At 61.2% G+C, this 26178-nt stretch carries 32 protein-coding genes; 12 read left to right on the top strand and 20 right to left on the bottom strand.

What is annotated here, in order from left to right; all coding sequences use genetic code 11:
• Window position 1 precedes the first annotated feature (1 nt).
• Window positions 2-553, bottom strand: a complete 552-nt coding sequence (locus AAGF34_RS24605; RefSeq protein ID WP_342618348.1) for a lipocalin family protein — start codon at window positions 551-553, stop codon at window positions 2-4.
• A gap of 122 nt (window positions 554-675) precedes the next feature.
• Here AAGF34_RS24605 and AAGF34_RS24610 point away from each other — a divergent pair, with 122 nt between their 5' ends.
• Window positions 676-1053 (top strand): hypothetical protein, encoded by a 378-nt coding sequence (locus AAGF34_RS24610; RefSeq protein ID WP_342618349.1) that lies wholly within the window; start codon window positions 676-678, stop codon window positions 1051-1053.
• A 4-nt stretch (window positions 1054-1057) separates the two neighbouring features.
• Here the strand turns inward: AAGF34_RS24610 and AAGF34_RS24615 are convergent, their stop codons facing one another.
• From AAGF34_RS24615 to AAGF34_RS24625, 3 genes are read right to left on the bottom strand one after another with little or no spacing between them, the layout of a single operon-like run.
• Window positions 1058-1762 (bottom strand): OmpA family protein, encoded by a 705-nt coding sequence (locus AAGF34_RS24615; protein WP_342618350.1) that lies wholly within the window; start codon window positions 1760-1762, stop codon window positions 1058-1060.
• A 54-nt stretch (window positions 1763-1816) separates the two neighbouring features.
• The gene (locus AAGF34_RS24620; RefSeq protein ID WP_342618351.1) at window positions 1817-2263 is read right to left on the bottom strand and encodes an RcnB family protein; all 447 of its coding nucleotides are present in this window, start codon (window positions 2261-2263) and stop codon (window positions 1817-1819) included.
• A gap of 26 nt (window positions 2264-2289) precedes the next feature.
• Window positions 2290-2445: a DUF3309 family protein gene (locus AAGF34_RS24625; RefSeq protein ID WP_342618352.1), complete on the bottom strand. Its 156-nt coding sequence runs from the start codon at window positions 2443-2445 to the stop codon at window positions 2290-2292.
• 149 nt (window positions 2446-2594) lie between these two features.
• Here AAGF34_RS24625 and AAGF34_RS24630 point away from each other — a divergent pair, with 149 nt between their 5' ends.
• The 6 genes from AAGF34_RS24630 to AAGF34_RS24655 all read left to right on the top strand — a co-directional run bounded on the left by AAGF34_RS24630 (window position 2595) and on the right by AAGF34_RS24655 (window position 5584).
• Entirely contained in the window at window positions 2595-3212 is a 618-nt protein-coding gene (locus tag AAGF34_RS24630) for a hypothetical protein (protein ID WP_342618353.1), read from the top strand.
• Between the two features lie 18 nt (window positions 3213-3230).
• Complete coding sequence (locus AAGF34_RS24635) at window positions 3231-3524, top strand: hypothetical protein (RefSeq protein ID WP_342618354.1); 294 nt, start codon at window positions 3231-3233, stop codon at window positions 3522-3524.
• 28 nt (window positions 3525-3552) lie between these two features.
• Window positions 3553-3933 carry a hypothetical protein gene (locus AAGF34_RS24640; RefSeq protein ID WP_342618355.1) on the top strand — a complete coding sequence of 127 codons (381 nt, stop codon included), beginning with the start codon at window positions 3553-3555 and terminating at the stop codon, window positions 3931-3933.
• Complete coding sequence (locus AAGF34_RS24645; RefSeq protein ID WP_342618356.1) at window positions 3930-4424, top strand: hypothetical protein; 495 nt, start codon at window positions 3930-3932, stop codon at window positions 4422-4424. Before AAGF34_RS24640 ends, AAGF34_RS24645 begins: the two co-directional genes overlap by 4 nt.
• Window positions 4425-4603: 179 nt before the next feature.
• Window positions 4604-4918 carry a BON domain-containing protein gene (locus tag AAGF34_RS24650; protein WP_342618357.1) on the top strand — a complete coding sequence of 105 codons (315 nt, stop codon included), beginning with the start codon at window positions 4604-4606 and terminating at the stop codon, window positions 4916-4918.
• Between the two features lie 84 nt (window positions 4919-5002).
• Entirely contained in the window at window positions 5003-5584 is a 582-nt protein-coding gene (locus AAGF34_RS24655) for a BON domain-containing protein (protein ID WP_342618358.1), read from the top strand.
• 30 nt (window positions 5585-5614) lie between these two features.
• Here AAGF34_RS24655 and AAGF34_RS24660 read toward each other — a convergent pair whose 3' ends face one another.
• From AAGF34_RS24660 to AAGF34_RS24670, 3 genes are read right to left on the bottom strand one after another with little or no spacing between them, the layout of a single operon-like run.
• Window positions 5615-6337: a Crp/Fnr family transcriptional regulator gene (locus AAGF34_RS24660; RefSeq protein ID WP_342618359.1), complete on the bottom strand. Its 723-nt coding sequence runs from the start codon at window positions 6335-6337 to the stop codon at window positions 5615-5617.
• Window positions 6337-7188 carry a response regulator gene (locus AAGF34_RS24665; RefSeq protein WP_342618360.1) on the bottom strand — a complete coding sequence of 284 codons (852 nt, stop codon included), beginning with the start codon at window positions 7186-7188 and terminating at the stop codon, window positions 6337-6339. Before AAGF34_RS24665 ends, AAGF34_RS24660 begins: the two co-directional genes overlap by 1 nt.
• On the bottom strand, window positions 7185-10331 hold the full coding sequence (locus AAGF34_RS24670) for a PAS domain S-box protein (protein WP_342618361.1): 3147 nt from the start codon (window positions 10329-10331) through the stop codon (window positions 7185-7187). The genes AAGF34_RS24665 and AAGF34_RS24670 overlap by 4 nt, the downstream gene beginning before the upstream one ends.
• A 396-nt stretch (window positions 10332-10727) precedes the next feature.
• On the opposite strand from AAGF34_RS24670, the gene AAGF34_RS24675 reads away from it, so the two are divergent.
• Together AAGF34_RS24675 and AAGF34_RS24680 are read left to right on the top strand one after the other, a co-directional pair.
• A complete protein-coding gene (locus AAGF34_RS24675; protein ID WP_342618362.1) occupies window positions 10728-10946 on the top strand; it encodes a glycine zipper 2TM domain-containing protein in 219 nt (72 codons plus the stop codon).
• A gap of 47 nt (window positions 10947-10993) precedes the next feature.
• On the top strand, window positions 10994-12106 hold the full coding sequence (locus AAGF34_RS24680; protein ID WP_342618363.1) for a beta/gamma crystallin-related protein: 1113 nt from the start codon (window positions 10994-10996) through the stop codon (window positions 12104-12106).
• Between the two features lie 88 nt (window positions 12107-12194).
• On the opposite strand, the gene AAGF34_RS24685 is transcribed toward AAGF34_RS24680, so the two are convergent.
• Window positions 12195-12482: a hypothetical protein gene (locus AAGF34_RS24685; RefSeq protein ID WP_342618364.1), complete on the bottom strand. Its 288-nt coding sequence runs from the start codon at window positions 12480-12482 to the stop codon at window positions 12195-12197.
• 130 nt (window positions 12483-12612) lie between these two features.
• On the opposite strand from AAGF34_RS24685, the gene AAGF34_RS24690 reads away from it, so the two are divergent.
• Window positions 12613-13254, top strand: a complete 642-nt coding sequence (locus AAGF34_RS24690) for a hypothetical protein (protein WP_342618365.1) — start codon at window positions 12613-12615, stop codon at window positions 13252-13254.
• Window positions 13221-14003, top strand: a complete 783-nt coding sequence (locus AAGF34_RS24695) for a phospholipase D-like domain-containing protein (RefSeq protein WP_342621175.1) — start codon at window positions 13221-13223, stop codon at window positions 14001-14003. Before AAGF34_RS24690 ends, AAGF34_RS24695 begins: the two co-directional genes overlap by 34 nt.
• A 25-nt stretch (window positions 14004-14028) precedes the next feature.
• Here the strand turns inward: AAGF34_RS24695 and AAGF34_RS24700 are convergent, their stop codons facing one another.
• The 12 genes from AAGF34_RS24700 to AAGF34_RS24755 all read right to left on the bottom strand — a co-directional run bounded on the left by AAGF34_RS24700 (window position 14029) and on the right by AAGF34_RS24755 (window position 25091).
• Window positions 14029-14592 (bottom strand): DUF1003 domain-containing protein, encoded by a 564-nt coding sequence (locus AAGF34_RS24700; protein ID WP_342618366.1) that lies wholly within the window; start codon window positions 14590-14592, stop codon window positions 14029-14031.
• Window positions 14561-15490, bottom strand: coding sequence for a YihY/virulence factor BrkB family protein (locus AAGF34_RS24705; protein WP_342618367.1), 930 nt, complete (start codon window positions 15488-15490; stop codon window positions 14561-14563). Before AAGF34_RS24705 ends, AAGF34_RS24700 begins: the two co-directional genes overlap by 32 nt.
• Window positions 15487-16062: a DUF1003 domain-containing protein gene (locus AAGF34_RS24710; protein WP_342618368.1), complete on the bottom strand. Its 576-nt coding sequence runs from the start codon at window positions 16060-16062 to the stop codon at window positions 15487-15489. Before AAGF34_RS24710 ends, AAGF34_RS24705 begins: the two co-directional genes overlap by 4 nt.
• A 114-nt stretch (window positions 16063-16176) precedes the next feature.
• The gene (locus AAGF34_RS24715) at window positions 16177-17361 is read right to left on the bottom strand and encodes an MFS transporter (protein WP_342618369.1); all 1185 of its coding nucleotides are present in this window, start codon (window positions 17359-17361) and stop codon (window positions 16177-16179) included.
• Between the two features lie 43 nt (window positions 17362-17404).
• Entirely contained in the window at window positions 17405-17959 is a 555-nt protein-coding gene (locus tag AAGF34_RS24720; protein ID WP_342618370.1) for a helix-turn-helix transcriptional regulator, read from the bottom strand.
• A 52-nt stretch (window positions 17960-18011) separates the two neighbouring features.
• A complete protein-coding gene (locus AAGF34_RS24725) occupies window positions 18012-18875 on the bottom strand; it encodes a M90 family metallopeptidase (protein WP_342618371.1) in 864 nt (287 codons plus the stop codon).
• A 90-nt stretch (window positions 18876-18965) separates the two neighbouring features.
• Window positions 18966-20162: an HlyD family efflux transporter periplasmic adaptor subunit gene (locus tag AAGF34_RS24730; RefSeq protein ID WP_342618372.1), complete on the bottom strand. Its 1197-nt coding sequence runs from the start codon at window positions 20160-20162 to the stop codon at window positions 18966-18968.
• Window positions 20163-20199: 37 nt separating this feature from the next.
• Window positions 20200-22563 carry an ABC transporter permease gene (locus tag AAGF34_RS24735; RefSeq protein WP_342618373.1) on the bottom strand — a complete coding sequence of 788 codons (2364 nt, stop codon included), beginning with the start codon at window positions 22561-22563 and terminating at the stop codon, window positions 20200-20202.
• 10 nt (window positions 22564-22573) lie between these two features.
• Complete coding sequence (locus AAGF34_RS24740; protein ID WP_342618374.1) at window positions 22574-23302, bottom strand: ABC transporter ATP-binding protein; 729 nt, start codon at window positions 23300-23302, stop codon at window positions 22574-22576.
• A gap of 43 nt (window positions 23303-23345) precedes the next feature.
• Complete coding sequence (locus AAGF34_RS24745; protein ID WP_342618375.1) at window positions 23346-23891, bottom strand: c-type cytochrome; 546 nt, start codon at window positions 23889-23891, stop codon at window positions 23346-23348.
• A 162-nt stretch (window positions 23892-24053) separates the two neighbouring features.
• The gene (locus AAGF34_RS24750) at window positions 24054-24248 is read right to left on the bottom strand and encodes a hypothetical protein (RefSeq protein WP_342618376.1); all 195 of its coding nucleotides are present in this window, start codon (window positions 24246-24248) and stop codon (window positions 24054-24056) included.
• A gap of 243 nt (window positions 24249-24491) precedes the next feature.
• A complete protein-coding gene (locus tag AAGF34_RS24755) occupies window positions 24492-25091 on the bottom strand; it encodes a VOC family protein (RefSeq protein ID WP_342618377.1) in 600 nt (199 codons plus the stop codon).
• Between the two features lie 157 nt (window positions 25092-25248).
• Here AAGF34_RS24755 and AAGF34_RS24760 point away from each other — a divergent pair, with 157 nt between their 5' ends.
• Complete coding sequence (locus AAGF34_RS24760; RefSeq protein ID WP_342618378.1) at window positions 25249-26160, top strand: TauD/TfdA family dioxygenase; 912 nt, start codon at window positions 25249-25251, stop codon at window positions 26158-26160.
• The last annotated feature ends 18 nt before the right edge of the window (window positions 26161-26178 follow it).

Genomic DNA, 26178 nt, shown 5'->3' on the forward strand with positions numbered 1-26178 from the left:
TTCAGGGGCTGTGCTGGACCGACTTTTCCAGCTTGTTCAGGTCCAGTCCCATGGACGTCAATCTCTGCATCAGGGCAGCGTAGCGCGACGGATCGACCGTCGGCGTGCGGGACAGGATCCAGAGGTACTCGCGCTTAGGCTCACTGACTGCCACCAGTTCATAGGCGGCGTCCAGGTCGACCACCCAGTAGTCGCCCCACACAAAGGGCAGCAGCGAAAGCCATGCAGGTGCAAACCGCACCTGCAACTTGGCCGATGTGTTGCCGCCCACCTGGCGCGCCACGCCCAGAGCTTGCTCCATCTCGCCATTTTCCAGACGGCATTGGTTCAGAACGCGCAGACCGCCTTCAGGCAGCAGGCTGTATTCGGCCGAGGTGTCGGACACGCACTTCTTCTGAAACCGGTTGGGAAATTTGGCAATCTCATACCAGCGCCCGAGGTAGCGGGAAACATCCAGGGCGGGTATGGATTGCAGAGGCGCATTCGCCTGCGCCCAGGCGTGGGCGCTGACCAGGATGAAGGCAACGGCGGTGAAAGTTCTCAGCAACTTCATGGCGACTCTCCAAGTGCAAGTGTGGCATGGGCAGTCCGCGTCGATAAGGCCTGGGTTTCCACCCCTGTTCCGGCTTTCGCGGCCATCGATGCAAATCAAAATCGTCTCAACGAGGAGATGTCATGCAATTGCAGTACGAGCTTAAAAAAGGAAACTACCACCTGTACGACCTGAGCACACCGGCCAGCAAGGTCACCGGTGAGCATAAGCTGCGCCTGATGACCGATACGGTGGCCATTGCGTTTGACCGCAGCACCGGCACGCTGCATGAGCATGGCAGCCCGCAACGCATCCACTCCTGGGCCACCAACACGCGCAGGCGGCTGCGCGCTGCCGGCGCCTGGGATAGTGCCGAAGACTTGGTGGTGGTCTCCGGCCCGCTGCCCGTGGACGAGATCAACAAATGCCTGGCCATCAAGGGCTACTGCCGCAACATGTTCAACCGCCTGTCCACCCTGCCGCATGGCAAGCTGATCGCGCGGGCGCGACCAGCCCAATAACAACTTACGGTGTGGCAGCAGCCTTGCTGCCCTGCACTTCCACGTCCACACGACGGTCAGGCTGCAGGCAGGCAATGATCTTGGCACTGCGGCGGCCAACGCAATCTTCGGGCTTGGTCACCGGATCGGTCTCACCGACCCCAATGGCTTCCATGCCCGTGGCTGGCACACCCTTGAACACCAGATAGTCGCGCACCGCATAGGCACGGCTTTCGGACAGCTTCTGGTTATAGGCCGTGGTGCCGATGCGGTCGGCATGACCCACCACACGCACCTTCTCGCCATTGATGCTCAGAATCTTCGCGCTGGCGTCATCCAGCACTGCCTTGCCCTTGGGCGTGATGGTTGCCTTGTCAAACGCGAACAGCGTGTCTGCCGAGAAACGCATCATTTGCACAGGCGTAGCCACCACTATGGCCTTGGGAACCGGAGCAGGCTCAGGCTCTGCCATGGGGGCAGCAGCGACCACCACGGGAGCGGGAACGGCAGCCTTGGCTACCGGGTCGCAAGGCTCTTGCGCCAAGGCAGGTGTCCACTCCCCTGTGTGCCAGCATTGTCCTGGTGTTGCGCTGTAGACAAAGTTGCCATCGCGGTCGAGCAGATAGCCCTCCTTGACGGTACCTTGCGCCAGGGCTGCAATAGGCAAGAGCAGCAGCATGGCAACCTGCAGGATCGATTTGGAATGGAGGGGAATGGGGGATACGAACATTTTGGTTTTCTCTGAAAAAGGAAGTGCGGAAAGACTGCGCATGGAAGGCACGGTTCAGCGGTTGAGCAAAAGCTCCAGAATGATTCCGGTGGTGATGGCCACCAACACATAGTCACCGCCGGTTTGCACCCAGTGGTAGCCGCGGGGTGGTGAATGCAAACCGTGACCACGCCAATCGTCCACTACGTACTGCCGCCCGCGGTAGTACGCTGGAAGTCGCTCGCCCCGATAGAAGGAACGGTCCGGGCCTGCACCACGTTCGCCATCGTCATGGTGCCCGCCCATATCCTGGCGCCGGTTGTCATGGCGGTAGTCACCACGATCCCGGCTGTTGCCCGGACCTCGATCGCAGTTTTGTCGGCCATTGCCGCAGTCGTTGCCGCGACCGTTGTCGTTGCCACGGCCATTGTCGTTTCCGCGTCCGGGTTGGGCCCAGACACCGGCCTGGCACAAGCACAGTGCGGCGACCAGCGCCACACGAAATAGCATTTTGTTTTTCATATAAGTCCTTTGGGTTGCCAATGCAGTTACATCCTGCCGGTGAGCAGCAGGATGAGAAGGATCAGAACGATCAGGCCCAGTCCGCCGCTGGGTCCGTAGCCCCAGCCGCGGCTGTGCGGCCAAGCCGGAACAGCACCGATGAGCATGAAGATCAGGATGATTAAAAGTATGGTTCCCAGCATGGTGTGATTCCTCGTGTTGATGTATGCCCCAAGCGTATGCAGAGAGCCTCTGATGGTCTGTGCGACAACGCACCGACGTAAAGCCACTGCGTACCTAAGCTACAGACGTCCTGGCATTTCTGTCACGCACTTACCCCCCGAGGATCCCCATGAAGAACCACCACCCTGCCTCCACTCTCCTGGCCTTGGCCATCGGCCTGACCTGCGCTGGCAATGCCTTGGCCCAGGCCATGTCCAAAGCCGAATTCCAGTCCGGCAAGAACAGCATCAGCAGCACCTACAAGGCGGCCAAGGCAGCCTGCGCATCTCTCTCGGGCAACGCTCGCGACATCTGCATCGTGGACGCCAAGGGACAGGAAAAGACCGCACGCGCCGAACTCGATGCACGCTACGAGCCCTCGCGCAAGCACACCTACGAAGCGGAAGTGGTCAAGGCACACAGCGCCTACACCCTGGCCAAGGAAAAATGCGATGACTTGGCCGGCAACCCCAAGAGCGTCTGCGTCTCCGAAGCCAAGGCCCAGGAAGTCACAGCCGAAGCCGATGCCAAACTGCGCATGAAGACCCAGGACGCACGAGCCGATGCCAACAGCACATCGTCCGACGCACAGGTCAAGGCCAATGACAAGACCGCTGCGGCCCGCACCGAAGCCAGCACCAACAAGTCCGACGCGCAGTACAAGGTTGAAAAAGACAAATGCGACACCTTTGCCGGTACCGCCAAGGACAACTGCCTGGCCCAGGCCAAAGCCCGTTTCGCCAAGTAACCCCATCAAGGAATCACCATGTTTGAAAAATCCGTCACCGACACCTCCGTGCAACGTGCAGACAGAGCCCTGGATAGCGCGCAAAGCGCTGCCGACCAGGCCATCAGCGGCGTGAGCAACGCCATCGACAAGGGCGTGGACCGCGTACGCGTAGCCACGCACCAGGTACACGACGGCGCCTTGCGTGCCACCGAAGGCACATCCAGCTACATCCGCCAGGACCCTATCAAATCGGTGCTGATCGCTGCTGCCACCGGCGCTGCCCTCATGGCCCTGGTGAGCCTGCTCACACGCTCCAACGGCCGCGGCTGAAGCACAGGCTGACGGGCGCGCGATGCCAATGCATCCACTGCTTCAGTTGCTGGTCAGCCAGCCCGCACTGCTAGGTGAACACGCCCAGGGCTACCTGGCACTGCTGGGCAGTGAAGTGGCCGACCTCACACGCACCACCCGCAAACGCCTGATATGGGCAGTGGCGGCGGCACTGTGTGGCACGGTCACCCTCCTATTGGGCGGCGTGGCGCTGATGCTGTGGGTCGCCTTGCCCGGCATGGCCTACAACGCGGCCTGGGTGCTGGCACTCACGCCCTGCGTTCCCCTGCTGGCCACGCTGGGCTGTTGCCTATCCTTGCGCTTTGGCGCAAACACTCCCGCCTTTGCCAACATCAAGGAACAGTTGCAGGTAGACCTGCAACTGCTCAGGGAAGTCAGCCCCCCATGACCACGCCTCACGACATTCCCCCGCGACCGCTGGTGCGGCTGGCGCTCTCGCGCAGCCGCCTGAGCGTCGCACTCCATCACCTGCATGCCGAGCAAAAAGCCGCGACCCGGGAGCAGGCTCAGCCTGGCTGGATGGACGCACTGCGCTCCGATCCGGCTGCCCGTGTGGTGATTGATGCACTCACCCTTTGGTGGACGCGCCAACCCTGGCACAGGTCGGCCGTCCTGGTGGGCGACTCCATCCGGCGTCTGTTGATGCCCGTGGCGCAGCGCAACCCGCTGGGCCTGGTATTGGGCGCAAGTGCACTGGGCGCAGCACTCATGCTGGTCAAGCCCTGGCGCTGGATTTCCGTGCCGGCACTGGCTGCGGGCCTGCTTCCCGCCTTGATCGCCAAGCTGGCTGTACTGGTGCAGCCTCTATCCTGGCTGGAGGTATTGCAGAGCTGGCTTCAATCCGGTGTGAAGGCAGACAGCCCGCAAACACCGCTCTGACACGGCATGTAGCAAGCCAACGTTTGCCCCTTGTGCGCCAGCGCACAGATGGCGCACGCGCAAATGGAAATACTCAGCCCATGAGGAACGATTCACCTGCTCCTTAAGCGCCCATTGATGGTGGCGCCCTTCACCATCGCACTTGATTTCTTGTCTTTGTACATAACTGGAGAATCCCTATGAAAATCCGCACCACTCTCGCCATTGCCATCACCGCTGTCGTGATGCTCACCGCCACTGGCTGTGCCGTCCAACGCGGCCAGGAAACCGTGGGCGCCTATGTCGACGATGCCAGCATCACCTCGCTGGTGAAGTCACGCTTCATTGAAAACAAGCAAGTCGATGCCAGCGCCATCAGCGTGGAAACGCTCAAGGGCACCGTGCAACTCTCCGGCTTCGCCAAGAGCAGCACCGAACGCAATACGGCTGAAGCCATTGCGCGCGGTGTCAAGGGTGTGAACTCCGTCAAGAACGACATTGTTGTGCGTCCGTAATCGCCCATAGCCCCCTGACCGCCCCGCGCCTTGTGATTGAGGCGCGGGGCGTTTTACCTTTTGCCCCCCAAAGAAGCACACACCATGAACAAACTCCCCTCCCCGTGGGTCACCCATCTGGCGCTGGCAGGCCTGCTGGTCACTTCCCTATCAGCCTGCGGCAACAAGACAGCCGAGACAGCCAGCGCGCCCGCAGCATCCACTACGGTGGGCAACGACATTGACGACACGGTGGTGACCGCACGCGTCAAGTCGGCGTTGATGGCCAACCCCAAGATCAACAGCTACGACTTCAAGGTGGAAACGCGCAAGGGCGAGGTCATGCTCAGCGGCTTTGTGGACAACCAGGCCCAGCTGGATCTGGCAACCTCCACCACACGCGATGTAGAAGGCGTCAAGACCATTCAGAACAATGTGACGCTCAAGGGCGCTGCCGCCACGGTGGGCAACAAGGTTGATGACGGCATCACCACCGGCAAGGTACGGGCCGCCCTGCTTGGCGATCCCGGCGTCAAGAGCGTGGATATCACCGTGGTGACGCGCATCGACGAAGTGCAACTCAGCGGCTTTGTGGACAACCAGGAGCAGATGAACCGCGCCGTGGAAATCGCCAGCAATGTGCCGGGCGTGCGTACGGTGAGCAACCACATGCAGATCAAGCGGTAAACCGCCGCCGGGCGATGTGTCGGCGGTACTTCAGGCCTGCCGGTACAGCACGTCGTTCTGCAGACGGTCCAGTTCCTTCTTCACCACGCCATAGCATTCACAGGAGCGCTGCTCCAGGCCAGCGCGGTTGAGCACACCGATATGGCCGCGCCGATAGCGGATATAGCCCGCCGCCTGCAGATGCCCAGCCGCCTCGGTCACGCTTTCGCGGCGCACGCCCAGCATGCTGGCCACCAGCTCCTGGGTCATGACCAGTTCGCGGTCAGGCAAGCGGTCCATGGTCAGCAGCAGCCAACGGCAGAGCTGTTGCTCTACCGAGTGGTGCCGATTGCAAGCTGCCGTTTGTGCCATCTGCGTCATCAGTGCCTGGGTATAGCGCAGCAGCAGCCCTTGCAGCACACCTGCCCGGTTGAACTCCTGCTTGAGCCAACTCCGTTCCACGCGAAACGCCTGACCGGCAGTTTGCACCACGGCCGAGCTGGAGGTGGTGTTGCCCCCCATGAAAATCGATACGCCCACCATGCCCTCGTTGCCCACGCCAGCAGTTTCAGCCGACGCGCCGGTCTCCGTCACATAGTGCAAAGACACGATGGCCGTGGTAGGAAAGTAGGCGTGGCGCTGTGGTGTGCCCGGCTCATACAGCATTTGTCCCAGCGGCAAGGCGATGGGCTCCAGGTACTGCGACAGCGCTTCAAATTCCGGCGGCGGCAGTGCCGACAGAATGTGGTTGTAACGGGTTGCAGACGCCACCATCATGACGCCTCGGCACCCGGTACCGGCCGCTTCTGCGTGCCATCGGTGATCTCCACGCCGATACCGCGGTAACCCAGGAAGCGGCCGCTCAGGTTGAACATGGGCTCGCCGCTGACACGGTAACGTTGGGTAGAGCCGTCCGCATGATCTCGGTGAAAGACGAAGTCCAGAAACGGCTCGCGCGCCGCTATGCTGTTGCGCAACTGCGCCCGCTCCTGCGGGTTCCAGCCCTGTGCCAAGTCGGCATCGCTATCTTGCGCACCCGATGTCTGCAGGCCCAGCATCTCGCGCACCGGACCGGATACGCGGATGAACTGGTCATGCTCGTCCTGCTCCCAGTACCAGTCCGAGGCCAGCTCCGTCAGACCACGGTAGCGCGCTTCACTCTCCCGCAATTCGGCTGTGCGCTCCAGCACCTTTTGCTCCAGCAGCCGGTTGAAGTCGGCCAGTTTCTTGTACAGCAGGCGCACTTCCAGCATGTTGTGGATGCGCGTCTTGACTTCGGCCAGGTCAAAGGGCTTGCTGATGAAATCCTTGGCGCCAGCCTGCAACGCACGCAACTTGTGGTTGGGCTGGGCCGTCAACACAATGACGGGGAGATAGTCATCCGCCGTTTGCGTTTTGAGCTGGTGCATGACTTCAAAGCCGTCCATTACCGGCATCTGCAGATCCAGCAGGATGAGGTCAAAGTCCGCGCTCTTGTGCAGGGCACTGACTTCCGCCGGCTGAGTGCAGGAATGCAGATTGGTGTAACCCGCAGCGGTCAGCACCCGTATCAGCAGTTCAATATTGGCCTCCTGATCGTCGACGATCAGGATGTTGGCGCTAAGAATTTCGTCCGAATGGATCATGGTATGGGTTCCGCAAAGTTGGATGGGATGTGGGGAGTAATACGTTCAAGTCCATTTGTGTTTTCGTCAACCAGCTTCAAGCCACCGTCCAGAGCCAGCATGAACTCTGCAACCTTCACGGGCTTGGTCAGGTAGCCGTAAAAGCCCGCGTTCAAGCCGCGTTCGACATCCCGCGGCAAGGCATTCGCACTCAGAGCCAGCACAGGAATGTGGCGGGTGGTCGGGTCATCGCGCAGGATCTTGAGCGCGTGCAGCCCGCTGATGCCGGGCAGGTTGATGTCCATCAGGATCAGGTCTGGCAGATGCAATCGCGCCAGCAGCACACCGCGCATGCCGTCTGCAGCGCCAAGCAGCCGCATGCCGGGCCGGCGCGCAACCAGTTGCTCCACCAGCTCCATGTTGGCGCGGTTGTCCTCTATGTACAGCAGGGTACGCACATGCACTGCATCGATTGGCAGAATGGCTGGAGTGTCCAGCAACAGCGCGTCGTCCGCATTCAAAGTCAATGCTTCGCACAGGGGTAATTCAATCCAGAAGACGCTGCCCACCCCCACTTGGCTGCTCACACCTATCTCGCCATCCATGAGTTCGATCAGGCGCTTGCTCACCACCAGGCCAATACCCGTGCCCTCGCCAGCGCTGGCTTCCTGCCCCAGGCGATTGAAGGGTTGAAAGAGCTGCACGACCTTGTCTGCCGAAAGGCCTTCGCCAGTGTCACGCACACCGATGCGCAAACGCATGCCGGGCACTTCGGTGCACGACACCAGCACATTGCCACCCTCGCGGTTGTACTTGATGGCATTGGACAGCAGGTTGATGATCACCTGCTTGACACGGGTACGGTCCCCCAGCACGTGATGTACCCCCGTGGCCAAGGGAAAGCGCATCGCAATGCTGCGCTTGTCGGCCTGCGGCTCAAACAGAGTGCGGCAGTCATCCAGGATTTCCGATACCGACACCGGCTCGATCGACAGGGACAGCTTGCCCGACTCTATGAGCGACAGGTCCAGCACCTCGTTGATCAGCTCCAGCAGATACCACCCCGCCCGCAATATCTGTTCAATGCTGGCTCTTTGGGATGCCGAAGGCTCCGGCACGGCGGACTCCATCAACTGGGCAAAGCCCAGGATGGCGTTCAGCGGTGAGCGCAATTCATGACTCATGCTGGAAAGAAAATCCGACTTGGCCTGGTTGGCCTTGTCGGCCTCGACACGTGCCAGCTGCAGCTCCTCGTTCTTGTCCTGCAGGACCTGGTCCAGCCGCAAGCGCTCCGCGTCCACGGCTTTGCGGGCCGTGTTGTCCGTGCCGATCAGCAAGTAGCCGATGATGGCCTTGTCCTCGTCGCGCAGCGCAGTGACCGACACCAGCGCGAGAAAGCGGCTTCCGTCCTTGCGTATGTAGGTGAGCTCATAAATGTCCTCTATGCCGCGTGAAGCCTTGAACACCAGTGCCTCAAAGCCTGGCTGGATAGATACACCCAACTCGGCACTAAGGGTCTGGGCACGGTCCTTGATTTCCTGTGGATCGGAAATTTCGGCCGGTGTGATTTTGTCCAGCACATCCGCCGCGCTGTAACCCAGCATGCGTTCGGCTCCCACATTGAAGATCTGTATCACCCCGTTGGCATCGGTGGCAATGCTGGAAAAATTGGCGCTGTTGAATATGGCGCTTTGCAGTGTGCTGTTCTGCCGCAAGGCTTCTTCGGCCTGCTTGCGCGCACTGATGTCGCGCAGCACGCCCGCAAAGAAATGCTGACCCCGCAGGACCATCTTGCTCAGGGCGATTTCCAGCAGAAACACGCTGCCGTCCTTTCGCCTGCCGAGCACTTCATACTCGGTGCGATGGTCCGCTTCTCCACCGGCCCCCTTGTAGTTGAACAACGTGTTCTGGTCGCCCGACTCCAGTTCCGGAACGAGCAGGTCCAGTCTCTTTCCTTCAAGCTCTGCCGCGCTGTATCCAAACATTCTCTCAATGGCCGGGTTGACCGACTCCAGGATGGCGCCCTGTTCATGGATGGTGAGGATGCCGTCCATGGCCGTATTGAAGATGGCCTGCACCAGGGCGGAGCTGTCTACCAGCGCCTGCTGCACGGCATGCTCCTGGGTCACGTTGCGAAACACCAGTACCGCCCCTACGACAGCGTTGCCGGCGTCACGGATGGGAGCGCAACTGTCTGCAATATCGAACTCGCGGCCATCGCGCGCTATCAGCACGGTGTGGTTGGTCAGAGCCTGTATTGCTCCCTGGGTCAACGCCCGGCTGACCGGACTCTCCACCGTGGCCCGCGTATTTTTGTTGACGATGCAAAACACTTCGGCAATGGGGTGGCCCAAAGCGTCCTCCTGAGTCCAACCCGTCAACGTCTGGGCCGTCGGATTCAGACGGGTAATGGCGCCTGCGGCATCGGTGGCGATCATCGCGTCCCCGATGGACGCCAATGTGACGGCCAGCTTCTCTTCGCTCTCACGCAGTGCCGCGTTGGCCAACAGCAATTGCGCATTGGTGGTACTTTGAATCTGCAACTGGCTACGCGCTTCGGTATGCAGCAAGTCCCCCAATCGCTGCCGCTCGTTGCGCAACAGCGAGTAGACAAAGAACAGCGCATACAAGATAGCCACTACACCGGTGAGAACGATGCAGATGTACAGATTGCGCAGCCGCACCTGGTAGGCCGCGTCAAACTGCTGAAACGCGGTGTTTTCGAACTGGATCAACGCCCCCATTTCGGCGCGGATGGCATCCATCAACACCTGGCCGCGCCCGGTCTCCACGATCAACATGGCCGTTTTCAGGTCGTGGCGCTGTCTGGCCGCGATGGATTCTGCAAGCTCCAGCAATTTGGCCTGTAGAACGGGCGCCATGGCAGACAGGTGAGCCAGGGGCGCCGCTTGCTGCACCCCTGCTTGCAAGGCCTGGACATCCAGCGGCAAGGCAGCAACCGCGCTGGAGTAGGACTGCAGGTAGCTGGCTTCACCGGTCAGGATATAGCCACGCTGACCCGACTCGGCATTGTTCAGATTGGCCAGGAAATGGTTGGCATTGGTAAGCACCTCCGCGCTGTCTCCCCTGCCCCGGGCGGCCTCCTCCATCTGTTTGAAAGTCCAGAATACCGTCAACATGCCAGCCAGCAGAAAAGCCACCATGGCCGCTGTCCATCCCGTGATTGAAAGTGGCACTTTCACTGGTCAGCCTCATTGCGGACACTGGGGGAGAAAGTCATAGGACAGGCCTTTGTAATTGCGCGAAGAAGCGCCGGGCTTGCGCGGTAATGGCGCGAATGCACCTTATGCCCTCTTATACACGTGCCATTGCACCGACTCAATTTTTCTTTGACACCGAGCCTATGCCATGGCACTCCACCGCTCGGTGCGCCAGGCCACATAGTGCAGTAAAGGAGGCTTGGGCGCACCGAATGCGGTTGTTCGGCCTGTGTGTGCAAGCACACCGACAGAAGCGTCTGCAAGGCAAACAATGGCATTTCTCCCGTGGCAGTCATCCCAGTGTTCCACGCCCCTTTCCCTTCACTTTGGAGTTTCACCATGAAGCAATCCCTTCCCCTGACCCGCGTGGTCTGCGCCACGCTGCTTGCGTCCATCTTTGTTCTGGGCGGCTGCTCCGGCATGACCCGCCAAGAAAAGGGAACCGCCACCGGCGCCGTAGTCGGCGGAGTAGTCGGTAACGTGTTGTGCGGAGGCATTCTGTGTACGGGTGCCGGTGCAGCTGCTGGCGGCGCCATTGGTCACGAAGTCAGCAAGTGAGCATTTCCCGCTCCGCACACCTCTTTGCCCGACTTCAGGAAACCACCATGCGAACCCATCTCAAACAGGCCCTGGTTGTCAGTGCCGTTCTGATTGCCACCCACGCGAGTGCGCAAATCACCTTTTATGAGACCGAGAACTTTGGTGGACGTTCCTTTACGACCAGCCAACAGACCAACAACCTCAACCGCATCGGCTTTGGTGACAGTGCATCCTCTGCCTATGTAACTACGGGACGTTGGGAAGTGTGCGATGACGTGCGCTTCAACGGGCGATGCGTGATACTGCGCCCCGGACGTTACCCCTCCTTGCAGGCCATGGCCATGAATGACCGGATATCCTCCGTGCGCATGGTTGCCGCAAGCGCCAGGGTAGACGAGCGCCGCTACGCGCCACCGGCCGCATTGCCGCAAATCACCTTCTACGAAAACGATAACTTCCAGGGTCGCCATTACAGCACCGATCATTCGATCGACGATTTCATACCTATTGGCTTCAACGACAGAGCTTCTTCCGTTGTGGTGCTGGGCGACCGTTGGGAAGTCTGTGATGACGTGCGCTTCAAGGGCCGCTGCATGGTGCTGCAACCCGGACGCTATCCGTCGCTGGCCGCCATGGGCATGAATGACCGCCTGTCTTCGGTTCGTGCCATGGACCCGGTGACGCGTGTGGATGACCGCCGCCTGGCTCCTCCACCCGCCCCGGTCTACGACAACCGCCGACGCAACCAGGAACGCCTGTATGAAGTACGCATCAGCTCGGTGCGCGCAGTGGTCGGCCAACCCGAAGAACGCTGCTGGATGGAACGCGAAGACGTGCCGGCAACCAAGGGAGCGCCCAATATGGGCGGTGCTCTGGTGGGAGGTCTGATAGGCGGCATCCTGGGCCACCAGGTCGGCGGAGGTGTGGGCAAGGACATCGCCACCGTAGGCGGCGCAGTCGCCGGTGCGGCTGTGGGCGCCAACGTGGGCCGCAACGACTCCGGACAACCCGCCACGCAACGCGACGTCAAGCGCTGTGCCACACAGCCGGCCTCAACCAAGCCTGCCTTCTGGGACGTGAGCTACAACTTCCGCGGCCAGGAACACCGCGTGCAGATGAGCACCGAGCCGGGTGACGTCATCACGGTCAATGAGAATGGTGAGCCGCGTAGCGAATAACGCCAGCATCACAAAAAAGCCGGACGGGTGCATAGCCCGTCCGGCTTTTTTTTTTGCGTGGCACTGATTGCACCACGGACCCTGCAGCCTACTTGACTTGCGAGCGGAAGTAGCTGAAGGAATGCTTGAACGCATCGCGGACTTTTTCCATCTCGGTCACCAGGGACTCCCATTTGTCTTCCGTGGTGCTGCGCACTTCTTCCAGCTTGGCCACGGCCAGTGCGGACTGGTGACGCAGGTTGGCCATTTCCTGCTTGTATTTCTCGCGTGCTTCGACTTTGGCCTCGTTGGTCTTGGCTTCGAGCTGGTTCATGGAGTCGTTCAACTCGTCGAGTTGCAGCTTGATCTTGGCGATGTAGACATCCTTGGTAGACATGGGGTTTCCTTGTGTTGAAGTGCTTTGGGGTGCATGCAAGACGCATGTGAAGCCAGCTTAGACCGCCCGACCCTGCAGGTCTGTGCGGGCGCACACGGACGGCGTCTGCCTGCGCGGCTATCGTCGGAGCATGCCAATCCTGTACCCCATGCGCCAGTTGATCGGGCGCACGGCGCTCTGCTTGTGCTGTCTCAGCGTGGCCGCATGTGCGAGCCTGCAGGATGTTTCTTCCATGGATGATCCCGATATCGGCAACGCACCTCCATCCGTCACGAATGCCCAGGGACCCATGCGTCCCCAGGCGGCGCAATCGCTGCTGCTGCGCCACTGGAAGAACAGCCATGCGGACACCCAGGCCATGGCTGCCGTGGAAGAACTGGCTACCAGCAAACCGTTGATCGCCGGCAATCGTGTGACTCTGCTGTCGGACGGTCCGCAAACCATTGCCGCCATGCGGCGTGCCATAGCGGCGGCAAAAGACCACATCAATCTGGAAACCTACATCTTTGATGAGGACACGGTGGGTACACCCATTGCCGATCTGTTGATGGAACGCCAGCGCGCGGGCGTGCAGGTGCACATCATCTACGACGCGGTGGGCACCATGGCACACCCCAGGCGTTCTTTGAGCGCATGCGCTCCGCCGGCATTCAGCTGGTTGCCTTCAACCCCATCAACCCACTGCGCGCCACAAGCCCCCTGGAATTCAACCAACGTGACCACCGCAAGCTGCTGGTGGTGGACGGACGCATTGCCTTTACCGGCGGCGTGAACATCAGCAGCAGCTACGCCAACAGCTCGCTGTTTCGCAGCCATCGCCACAGCCAGGAAAAGGTCGGCTGGCGCGACACGCATGTCCAGATCGAGGGCCCAGCCGTCGCCGCCCTGCAGTGGGAGTTCCTGAACCACTGGGTTTCCCAGCAGGCTGCGCCCTTGAGTGACGGCGACTTCTTTCCCGCACCGGTGACTGCCGGAGCCACGCTGCTGCGCGTGCTGGCCAGCGAACCCGAGGGCGACCAGGAAATCTACCGTGCCTACCTGCTGGCCATACGCTCGGCCAAGACGTCCGTGCACATCACCACTGCCTACTTTGCGCCCGACGCCAACATTCTGCAGGCCTTGATGGAGGCGTCACGCCGCGGCGTGGACGTGACCCTGATATTGCCGGCGGTGCGCGAAAGCAGTCTGGTGTTTTACGCAGGGCATGCGCTGTACCAGCAGCTGCTGGAGAGTGGCATCCATCTGTACCAGTTGCAGATCTCGGTATTGCACGCCAAGACCGCCGTCATCGATTCGGTCTGGTCCACCGTCGGGTCGGCCAACATGGATACGCGCAGCTTTCTGCACAACCACGAGCTCAACGTGATGGTGTTTGATGAAGCCTTTGGCCAAGCCATGGAGAGTGCCTTTGAAGAGGATCGCCGCTTCAGCCTGCCCATGACGCTGCAGCAGTGGCAAGAGCGCCCCGCACTGGACCGACTGAAGGAATGGCTGTCCAGCCGCCTGGCCTATTGGTTGTAGCCTTCGCTCCTGTCCAAGGGCCCAGCTACTTGGGCAACTGGTGGCGGATCTGCTCCAGCTGGGTTGACAGTTGCTGGATGGCCTCGGTCAGCACCTGCAGTTCGCGCTCTTTCATCAGGTCAATCTTGTCGTGCAGAAGCTCAATTTCCAGCTCGGCCTTGACATTGATTTCGTAGTCGTTGCGGGCGTGGCTCCGATCCAGTTCCGACTGACGGTTCTGGCTCATCATGATGGCAGGTGCGGTGTAGGCGGCCTGGAACGACAACAGCAGATTGAGAAGAATGAACGGATACGGATCCCAGGCGTGTGAACCACTGAGCACATTGCCCGTGATCCACACGATGATGGCCGTGCTCTGAATCAGGATAAAGCGCCAGGAACCAATGGTGGCCGCCACCCGGTCCGCCAGATACTGGCCGCGGGTCAGCGGCGCGGCATCGAGCTGATCGCTGATGGCCTTGGGGTCCGCCGCGAGGTTCTGGCGCCGCAGCTTGCGTTGCGCGCGCAGTTGTTTCAGGAGCTGCATTTCTGCAGACGCCGCGGCGAGCATGGAGGGCTCAGCCGACTCGGGCGATGGGGGTTGATTCATGGGGATGGACTCCTTGAATGGGGTGCGGACGCCGCAAGCCAAAGGTGTTGGCATACACCCAGGTGAACTCCGCACCGATCAGAAAGATCTGCGCCGAGTAGTAGATCCACAGCAGGATGACCACCAGCGAACCGGCGGCCCCAAAGCCGGAAGCAACGCCGCTGCGCAAGACGTACCAGCCGATCAGCGTGCGGCCCAGGGAAAACAGCAAGGCGGTGAATATGGCACCTATCCACACGTCCTTCCACTGCACGCGGGCGCGCGGCATGACCTTGTAGATGAGCGCAAACATGGTCGCAACCAGCACAAAACCTCCCACCGCGTTACCCATGGCCGCGATCGCATACCAGCCCTGAAACACCGTGGCGCCCCAACGCCCCAGCAGGGCCAGTGCGGCGCTGGCCATCAACGACACCACCAGCAGAAAACCCAAGGACAGAATCATCCCGAACGACAGCAGCCGCGTACGCACCAGCGTCAACCAGCCCGAGTGCGCAACGCGATCTGGCACACGCCATATGCGGTCCAGCGCATCTTGCAGTTCGCCAAAAACCGTCGTGGCACCGATGAACAGCAGCACCATACCCAGCACCGAAACCGATGCCCCGGTCTGCGGCCTGCGCACATCGACCAGCAGGTCCTGCACCACGCTGGCGCTGTGCTGCCCCATCAGGTCACCCAACTGCGCGGAAATTTCGCCACGCGCCGCATCTTCGCCAAACACCATGCCCGCCACCGACACCACGATCAGCAACAAGGGCGCCAGCGAAAACAACGTGTAGTAGGCCAATGCCGCACCCATGCTGGGTACGTAATCCTCCAGCCAGGACTGCCCCACTTTTCGCAAGACGATCCACAGCGCCTGCATGCTGGCCGGCACGACCAGACGCGGGTTCATTCGGTGTTGCGCTCGTCCAATGCCGCCAGCACCAGATCGGGGTTCATCGACTGCTTGAGCGACGCGGCTTCAGGATCGTGGCGATTGGATACGTTGGGCAGATCGCGCCGCAGCTCTTCCAGCAGCTCAATCAGTTTGGCCGCCTTCTGTTCGGTGAGCAGGTTGACCTTGAGGTCCAGATGCGCCCTTTGCTCTTCCAGCCGGGCCAGGCGGTTCTGCTTGATCAGCACCACGGTGGTGGTCAACAGGGCCGCAAGCCCCACCAGCCCCTGCAGCGCAAAGTAGGGGGCCGGATCAAACTCGATCTTGTGCATCATGCGCAGTGCGCTGTCCCAGGCGGTCCAGCAAGCAACGAACAGCAAGGTCAGCCCGAGAAACGCGGGCTGGCCGATCCAGTCACCCACGCGCTCCAGCACGCGTTGCCAATAGGTCATTTTCTCGCGGTCCCGACTGTAGAAGTCCAGCACGGCTTCGATGTTCTGGCTGATCTGGTCGCGCTCATCCATGGACGTGGTGGCCGTGCCCGTCGCGCCGTTAGTCGCCTTGGTAGGTGCATCTGCTGGATTGGTCATGGGAATTTACGCGCAACGATTCGCAACCCCATTCTGTTCGGCACGCCCCTGGCTGGCTGTGTGCTGGCGCACAGACCTGACATCTGCCCGGCGTGGCAAGCGTTCGTACCAAATTCAGTTCTGTGGCTGCGTGCGCAAGCTGCGCATGCCCCAGGTCGCCAGACCGCAACCCAACACCGCAAACACCACGGCAGGCAGGACCATGGCACGCGCACCCATGTGCGCAATGCACACGGCAACCAGCGGCGGCCCCAGCGTGGAGCCCAGGTTGCCGAGCTGGGCCACGGCACCGGTCGCGCGCGCCTGCGCCACCGTCATGTGATTGAGATGCGGCACCAGGGCAAACGACGATCCCCCGGCCACGCCCAGCAGGTACATCAGCAGGATGGCCGCAACGCTCATGACGCCGCCCCATGCAAGCGCGCCACCCAGGTACAGACCGGCCAGCGCCACGCCGCCAAAAGCCCAGCGCACCAGCCGGTCGGGCACCAGCAACGACTGCGCCAGCCAGCCAGCCGAAAAGGTCCCGCCTATGGTGACCAGGGGCAGCAGGGGCGCCAGCCACACGCGGTCGGCTCCGGCATGCTGCGGCAAAAAGGTGAACAGCGCGATGGCACTGCTGGTGTAGCAAAAGAAGCAGAAGCCTGGCAGTGCGGTCGCCCACTGGCTGTAAAGCTGCAGGTGCAGCCGGGGCAAGGCAGACAGTGCAGGCCATGCCGGTCTGCCGTTGCCGTCGGCAGGAACCAGGGCCAGCACCAGCAGGAACATCACCGACATGCCCAGGCCATGCGCCAGCAGCAGGCCGTCCAGACCAAAGCGCTGCATTACCCAACCGCCACCTGCTGCTGTCAATGCAAATGCCACACCGACAAAGGTGCTCCACAGTCCCATGGCAATGGAGCGATGGCGCGGCTCGGCGTACTGGATGATGAGTGTGGGTGCGGCAACCACCACCGACACCTGTGACACGCCCTCTAGCAAACGCGTGACCCACAGCAGGGGCAGCGCCGGTGTAAAGGACTGCCCCCATGCCAGCACGGCGCCCAGCCCCATGCCGATCAGCAGCAGGCGCCGGTAGCCTATGGCTGGCGCACACAACCCCGCCACCACGCCAAACACCAGCCCCACCATGCCCACCGTGGACAGAATCCAGCCCATGGTCGAGGCCGAAGCCGCGTAGTGCGCCTGCAGCGCCTGGAAGGCAAATGACACCTTGGAAAACTGCATGGCAGCCAGCACACCGCTGAGCCACAGAACCAATACCAGATGCCAGCGCGTGGTTTCAAACTTGAGAGACATCGGCTGATCTTCGCGGCCACGTGGCCAGGCGTCAACGCATAAGTTATGCGTGGCACTCCAGGCTGGTGCACAGGCGCGCAGGTAACCCGTTTGCCAGCCAGACGCGCTCCCAGAGCATGGTGCCGGCGTGGATATGCAACCCCTCCGTCTGTGGTGATCGCAGATGCACCAGGACAGGCTCAGGCGCTTCCTGCTCCCACCAGCCGACGGCACCCAGACGCGATTCCGCAGCCACGATGTCCGTGGTGGCGAACTTCCACAGCGACGTTTGCAGCATCGCATTTTCCGCAATGCCCCACATGCGCTGGCGGGGAATGGAGGCCGCCAGCAAACGGTGGTCCACATCGGTAATGAGGTGCACCGGCAGTGAACTGGTATGGACCAGACGCTGCAGGGCCGAGTCCATGAACGGTATCTGGTCGAGTGCACGCAGCAGCCGTTGCATGGTTTCCTGCGGCGGAGCGATGGCTCCGGATTCCCAGCGCGACACCGTCGCCTGGTTCACGTTGGCCAGCGCGGCAATGGTCTCCTGCTTCAGACCTTTGACACGGCGCAAGCGCTTCAGGCGCTTGCCAAACGAAGGCAATGGTGTCGTCATACGTGATTCCCGTTGGTGCATCTGCACAGCAATCATCGCAGACGCAACAACATCAGCTCCAATGCACAGGATCCGTGCGGTAGAACCGGGCCAATTCTTCGTAGAGCTGCGCATGCTCCTGGGCCAGGAGCCGGGGTTGCTCAAAGAAGACCTCGGTGGCCACCGCAAAGAACTCCGCCGGGTTGGTTGCACCGTAGGGGTTGAGTAATGTGGGCGCGCCCAGCAGTGCATCCTGTTGCAGCCGGTCGAATTCCCTTTGCATCACGCCCGCCCAGCGGCCGCCGTCCTGAAGGCTCCTGAGCTGCGGCGCGCCGTTGGCGGCGCCGTCTTCCTGGTCCAGCTGGTGCGCAAACTCGTGCAACACGACGTTGTGACCGTCATCGGGGATGGCCGCGCCTTCGAGCACGTCCTGCCAGGACAGCACGACCTGACCTTGCGACCACGACTCACCCGACAGCACATTGCTGCCCTGGTGCGCAACGCCTGCGCTGTCGGTGTGCAGCCGCGGCACCACAAAACGCGTGGGATAGACCAGGATCTGCCGCAGATTGGGGAAGTTGTGGTGGGGCCGGTTGAGCAGCAGCAGGCAAGCTTGCGCAGCAATGGTCACCCGCACCTCGTCGGTGATGGACTGGCCGGCACAGCCGATGAACGGCTTCTCCGCGATGAAGATCTGAATGCTCTGCTTGAGCTGCAACTGCAGATCGGCGGGCAGGCTCTGGAACAGGGGCACACGCCTGCGCAGAATCGTGCGCCATGCCCTGGGGAAAGGCCGTGCGGCCACCCTGGTGCGCTGTCTGCGCCGCCACCAGGGTTCGACCAGCAGCCACACCACCGCGACCACGGCGCACAGCACCAGCAGGGCAAACGCCAGCGTGCCGGTCGGCAACATTCGATCAAGAAGGGTTGTGGGCATGGTGCGTGTCGTGGTGAGACTCGCAGTTTGGACTGCTTCGGTGGTTTTCAAGTACCTGTTGCGTACAGGCACCTCCGCCCCGTCGGATGGTCAGCGCGCCTTGACCTTTGCGCCGTCCTGCAGTTTGGTATCCGGATACACGACCACCCGGGAGTTGAGCGCCAGCCCTTCCGGTACCCAGGCCAGGGTTCCATTGCGCGCCTTGACCGTGACCTCCTTGAGGTGCACACGGTCACCGTCCAGCACAAACACACCCGATCGCGAACCCAGCGGGAACAGTGCGCTCACCGGCACCATGACGGCGTTGTCCACGGTCTGCACCAGCACGCGCACATCCACCTTGAAGCCGTCACCCAGGCTTTTCCATGTGTCCGGCGGCGAAGTGATGTCGGCGATCACATTGACGCGCTGCTCCTCCACCCCCAGTGCCGAGACCTTGGTGAACGCGGCGGGCTCCACGTAGCGCACCTTGCCATTCAGAGCGCCCGGTCCGCCCCAGTTGAGCAATTGCACCGGCGTGCCGGGTGCCACCTGCACCGCTTCTTCGGTGAGGATGTCCACCACCACTTCGAGCTTGTCGGGGTTGCCGATCTCCATCAGTCCGGTGCCCGATGCCACCACACCTTCGCTTTGCAGCAGCACCTTCAGAACCTTGCCGGCAACCGGTGACACCACGGCCACCTGCTTTCTTGAAGGTGCACTTCCGGCAACGGACTCCGCGCCGAACTGGCGTAGTGGCGCGCGCGCCTGGTCCAGATCAAAACGGGCTGCCGCTTCGGCGTGGCGTGCGGCTTCCCACTCCTGGCTGCGCAGTTGCTCAGCAAGGCGCAGTGCCTCGCTTTGCGTGGGCGAAGTGAATCCCTGTTGTTCCAGCGCATTGTTGCGCCGCACATCCTGCCGACTCTGCGCCAGCGCCGCCGCAGCGTGCTCCAGGTTGGCCTGCGCCGATGCCAGTCCAGCCTGCGCGGCGCCCACGCGGGCGGCTTGCTCGGCCTGGCTCCTGGCGTCCAGCAGCGCAGGAACCAGTGGCGATATCAACGCGACGGTGGCTCCCTGCGCCACGCTGTCGCCCTCAACGAGTTGTATGCGCGCCAGTCTGCCCGCCAGTGTGGAGGACACCACATAGCGCTCACGCACGCGGGTCTTGCCGTCCTCCTGCACGGCGCGCTCAAAACGTCCCTGGGTGACGGTGGCAGTCTCTACTTCCATGGGACTGGGCCAGAACGCCCAGGTCAGCGCGACCAGAAGCAGCGCCGCACTGGCGCCTGAAATCAGTTTGTTGTTCATGGTGACTCCGATACAGTATTCATAGGTGTGGCGACCGTCACTCGCGCGTCTTGAGGACACCGACCAGGTCCAGCTGGTCTACGCGGCGACGCACGATCAAGGCGCTGACGATGCCCGCCGCCAGAACGCAGACCGCCGCAAAGGCGTAGGTGGCCGGCTGGATGACAAAGGGAAAAGAAAAATCGTCACTGCGAATGAGGCTGACGATGCCGCGCGCCGTCAGATAACCCAAACCCATCCCCAGGGGGAGTGCCAGTGCAATTTCGATACCCAGTTCGCCCAGCAAAATAGCCGAGACTTCGGCGCGCGTAAAGCCCAGCACCCGCAGGCTCGCCAGTTCCCACGCACGCTCGGCCAGGGCAATGCGGGCGTGGTTGTAGACCACGCCGACGGCAATGGTGGTGGCAAACAGCGTGAGCACCAGGCTGAACATGAGAATGTTGTGCGCCGTCACTTCGGTGATGTTGCGTGCCATCACCCCTTTGCTGATCGCCACGCCCACACGAGGCAACTCCTTGAGCCGCTCCAGCAGCTCCGGCTCAAAACCGCGCTCCACCGCCACCGTGATCTGGTTCACCATGTCTCCTTCGTGCAAGAGGGTGTTGAGCGCTCTGTGCTCGATGTAGGCATTCATGGCTAGAAGCTCGTGCACGGTGCCGATAACCGGCAAGCTCAAGACGTCACGCCGCCCCTCCTGCAACTCCACCTGCACGTAGTCGCCGGGGCGCACCTCCAGCTTTTCGGCCAGTCGATCGGTCAGCAGCAGTCCATCGCGCGGCGCAGGCTGGGCACGCTTGTCCATGTCCACGATGCGAAAGAGGTCGGGCTCTTCGGTCTTGCCCTGGATGGCGCCACGGTGATGGTGGTTGCCATGAACCAGCCGCACTGCCACATTGCGTGCACCCTCTACTGCCGTCACGTGCGGCAGGTGCGCTGCGGCTTGCAGTGCGCGCGCGGGCCCGGGGTCCACCAGATTGATGAACACGTCGCCGCGCAGCACCTGGTGGAACTGGGTTTCCATCAGCAAGGCGATGGCATCGCGCATAAAGGCACCCGTAATCACTGTGGCCATGGCCATGGCCACGCCCAGAATCGTCAGCAGCGTGCGCAGGCGCTGGCGTTCCATGCTGCGCAGAATCATGCGCAACGAAGGTGAAAACCAATGCTTGAGTCCCAGGCGCTCCAGCAACATGGGCTGAAAGTTGCCAGGCGACGGCGGACGCATGGCTTCCGCCGGAGCCAGCATCACCGTCTTTCGGATGGCACCCATGGTGGCCAGCACAGCTGCGCCCATGGTCACTGCGGTGGCAATCAGGAGCAGGGCCGGCTGCACACGAAAAAGCATGCGCGGGAAGTGGAACGTCCGGGCGTACAGCTCCACGAACGCGTGCCCCAGCAGCGTTCCCAGTGCAAAACCCATCACCAGCCCCATCGCCACAATAGCCAGCACCATCTTCAGGTAGTGCAGGCCAATCGCGCCATTGGTGTAGCCCAGTGCCTTGAGAGCGGCCACCTGCTCGCGCTGCGTTGCGATCTGGCGCCCCACAACCACATTGAGCAGGAAGGCGGCCACGGCCAGGAAGATGGTTGGCAGAACCGTGCCCAGCACCTGCTGCTCCCGAATTTCGGAGTTGAGCAACATGTTGGACACCTGCAGATCCCGGCCATGCGCGTTGAGCCCGCCGTAGGGAGCCAACATGCGGTCCAACTGGTCAATGACTGCGCCTTCGCTGGCGCCCGGGCCGAGGCGCACGGCAACCTGGTTGAAGGCGCCCTCCATGTTGTAGGCAGTGGCAAGCGCGCGGCGGTCTATCCAGAATATGCCAAAGCCGCGCTGGTCGGGAGAGCCGCCCAGACCGGCAAAGATGTACTCCGGCGACAACGCAGTGCCCACCATACGCAGCCGCTCGCGCTTGCCGTTGATGAGCGCGTCCACCTCGTCACCTGCCTTGAGCTGGCGCGCACCGGCAAAGGCTTCAGAGACCAGCACCTCCATGGCGCCGCTGTGGTGGGCCGCAATCATGCGTCCGCTGCGCAGGCTGATCCGGTTGAGCCGTTGCGGCTCCTCGGTGTCCAGGCCAATCAGCTGTCCGGCAATCGGGTCGGACACGCCGGGAATGCTGATGGGAACAATCTGGGCCAGCGAAGTCTGCACATGTGCCGCCCCAGCCACGGCGTCCAGCTGGTGCTGCAGCGCCAGGGGCGCACTCTTGAGGGTGGAGAAGACGTCGGCAAAACGTGACTCGCTGTAGTACGCGTCGCGCGACAGGGACAGGGATTGAAAGGCACTGAAGCTGGTGATGAAACCACCTACGCCACTGGCCACCACCAACGCGGTGGTGAGTGCCTGACTCCACATCAGGCGCAAGTCGCGCAGCAGCTTGCGGTCCAGTGCTTTCATGGTGAGTCACTCACCAGGTCAACTCGGACGGTGCGAGCTTGTGTTCGTTGTGCAGAACGCGCTCAATCCGTCCCCCGCCCAGGTACAGCACGCGGTCGGCCATACCGGCAATCGCCGCGTTGTGCGTGATCACGACAGCCGTCGTACCCAGCTCCCGATTGATGCGCGCAATCACCTCCAATACCAGTTTGCCAGTGACGTAGTCCAGCGCGCCGGTGGGCTCATCGCAGAGCAGAACCTCGGGGCGCTTGACGATGGCACGGGCAATCGCCACCCGTTGCTGCTCGCCACCAGAGAGCTGCGACGGAAAGTGATCGACCCGCTCGGCCAAACCCACCAAGGCCAAGGCATCCAACGCGGGCATGGGGTTGGCAACAATGTCGGTGACCAGCTCCACGTTTTCCAGCACGGTCAGGCTGGGAATCAGGTTGTAGAACTGGAACACAAAGCCCACATGGTCACGCCGGTACGTGGTGAGTTCTTCATCGGTGGCGTGCGTCAGGTCGTGGTCGGCAAACATGGCGCTGCCACTGGTTGGCCGGTCCAATCCGCCCAGAATGTTCAGCAAGGTGGACTTGCCGCTGCCCGAAGGGCCGAGCAGCACGATGAACTCACCTTTTTGGATGGTCAGATCCACATCCACCAGCGCGTGGACCTTGATCTCACCCATGTCATACATCTTGGCCAGCCCCTTGGCGGTGAAGACGGTTTGCTGGGCGGCGGTGGACGCAGGCTGCATGGTTGTTCCTGGCAGAGATCCGGTGGTTCCGGATACCCGATGGTCAGGGGATAGGACGCCCCTTGCCTTGGGTGCCCTCGGCCCGAGCCGAGAGATAGGCATAGAGATCCGCAATATGGGCGCTCACGCTGGGGTTGCCCTCCCAGGCCGGCATGGTGATGACGGGTTCCTTGCGCTGCAGGACGTCATCGATCAAGGCGTCCGCTGAAGGGCCGGAACCGGTGGTAGACGGCGGCGGCAGATTCCAGTCATAGCGCTTGAGCACCAGGCCCACAAACCGGCGCGGGCCCATCTGCTGGACTCTGGGCAGCAGGTCGGGCGCCCTGCCGGTCCCCGTGGCATCCGGCCCGTGGCAGCTGGCACACCGGTCCTGGAACACGCGCCAGCCCGTGTAAATGGAGCCGGGCGGCCTGGACAGACGTGCCGCTTCCTGTGCCGCCTGCGTGTTCTCGATGGTCACCCCCACATCGCCAGCACATCCAAGCAGGGCCAGTGCTGACGCCATGACGGCTGCACGCAACACACCCTGCCCTGTTGCCAGAGGCAGCCCGAGATCGGGATTCTTGAAAAAGCGAGGGAGATCAGCCATGTTGCCCACCGTTCGGATAGTCTGGCCTCCAGCCTAATCCGATGGGTGCGGCAAATATTGAGGAAGGTCAAGTCATGTGCACAACTTGGTCACCAACGCGCTGACCACGCATTGGCCCGGCTCTGCGGGGTCGAGTAATGGGGCCAGATCAGTCCGCGGGCCTTACTGTGCCGCCAATTCGTTCCAGGTTGACCAGGAAGCCTCGTCGTCCAGCTCGATCGCCTCTGGGCAGGGAATGCGCCGCAGATGCCGTCGCCGTTCAATCAGCTCGGGATTCAACAGCATTTCGATTTCCGCTTGCGACAACAGGGGCGCCGAAGCGTCTTGGGTGTAGTCAAACATTGATTGATTTGCCATGATGAAACTGTGTGAAAGAGTCGAGACCAATCGCCTCACCCTGAATGTAGGGCACGAATGTTGATTTCGTATGTGCGATAAGTAACACTTTGTACGACTAGGCAACGCGTGGCTGCCGCCCCGGGCATCCGCCGGTTCAAATTGTTACAGAACACGCGGGGATCAGCTGCAGGCGGAATACCAAGCGCCGGGCTGAAATCGGTCGACCTTGCGCTGGTCACTTGGGCTTGAAGCTGAAAGAGCTTACTTGGGTTTCTTGCCCAAAAAGTCGGCCGGGTTTGTCACTTCCCCTGGATGCCTTTCTTTGGGTTTTCCAAAAAAATGACTGGACGCAAATGCCGAAATCAATACCAGCAATACTGTTGAAAAAATCCAGAAAACCCTTTTATTGACTTCTTTCTGCTTTTCCTCGGCAGCCATGAATTGGTCCACAGCAGCGCGGACATTCTTCAATGCCGCGCGCTCCGCTGCACGACGAATCCGAGCGTTCTTTTCTCCTTTCAAATCCTTGGCTCTAATACCAAATATGTTTCCAAAGGGGTCCAGAAATTCGGCGACAGATTGTTCAAAAGCATTGGGAGTTGTCGGATGCGACTTGACCTCTGCAAATTCGCTGATCCGTTTGAATTCCTCTTGAATATCCTCAGCACTCCAATATATGCCAATGCCATCCTGCTCTTTGGAATGACTGAGCCTAAGCATCAGTTCGCACCCGCCAATGTCGTAAAAAACCCCTTCTTCATTGGAGTAGGACGGCGATGCATTAAATGCCTTTGAATACCATCGCTCAGCGATTTGGAGGTCTGCAACGGGAATATGAATGGTGCAAGGCGATTCAATCATAGGTATTAATTTGGCTGGAACCCACAGCACCAACGATAGCAACAAATTCCAATTTTTGATATTCGTTTTTCGCGTAGACGATGATGATTTGAATCAACAGGCGAAAGGTGGCAGCTACTTACGCTCCCGGTGTTTCTATTATTTTTTGGACATCACCATGAGCTTTTACCAAGACTTCAACGACAAGACTGCCATCAAGGATTGGACCTCCCGTCCGCGTGAACCCTACAAGACCATTGAGGTCACGCGCCTTGCTCCCACCATCGGTGCGGATGTACACGGCGTCGATTTATCCAGGGAGGTTCCGGATCAACAGTTTGAAGAAATCCAGCGCGCCCTGCGCGAGAACCTGGTGCTGGCCTTCAGAGGGCAGACACTGACCTCAGAACAACACAAACGCTTTGCGCGCCGCTTTGGCACCTTGCACCGCCATGTGCTGGCAAAAAGCCGCGCCATCGCCGGGGGCACCGATGACCCCGAGATCCTGGCGTGGCGCACCGGCCCGGATTCCCGCTTTACCGCAGGCGACGCCTGGCACCACGATGTGTCCTGCGACGAGAACCCGATCTGGGCGTCGTTTCTGCATGTCACCAAGTTACCCGAGGGCGGCGGCGGTGATACCGCGTTTGCGAACATGGTGCTGGCCTATGAATCCCTGTCAGAACCCTACAAGACTTTGCTGGATAAGCTCACGGCCATTCACGATGGCTCCGAGGCTTGGACCGCGGGCTATGGCTCCAAGCCGGAGCCGGGAACGATCTTTCCGGCAACTGAGCATCCGGTGGTTGCCAAGCACCCACACAGCGGCCACCGATTCCTGTTTGTGAACGAGGCCTTCACACGCAACATCGTACAGCTCACACGCTCCGAGAGCGACTCCGTGTTGCAGCACCTGTTTCGCCACATAGAAAAGCAGGTGTCCTTCCAGGTCCGGGTGCGCTGGGAGCCGGGCACATTGCTGCTGTGGGACAACTGGGCCACGCAGCACCATGCCATCTGGGACTACTACCCGCAGGAGCGCTGGGGTGAGCGCGTGTCCGCGCGGTTGGATTTCGGGCCGCGGGCCTGATCAGGCGCCTAAGTGCAG

Source organism: Rhodoferax sp. GW822-FHT02A01 (assembly GCF_038784515.1).
In the GTDB taxonomy this organism is placed as follows: Bacteria; Pseudomonadota; Gammaproteobacteria; order Burkholderiales; family Burkholderiaceae_C; genus Allorhodoferax.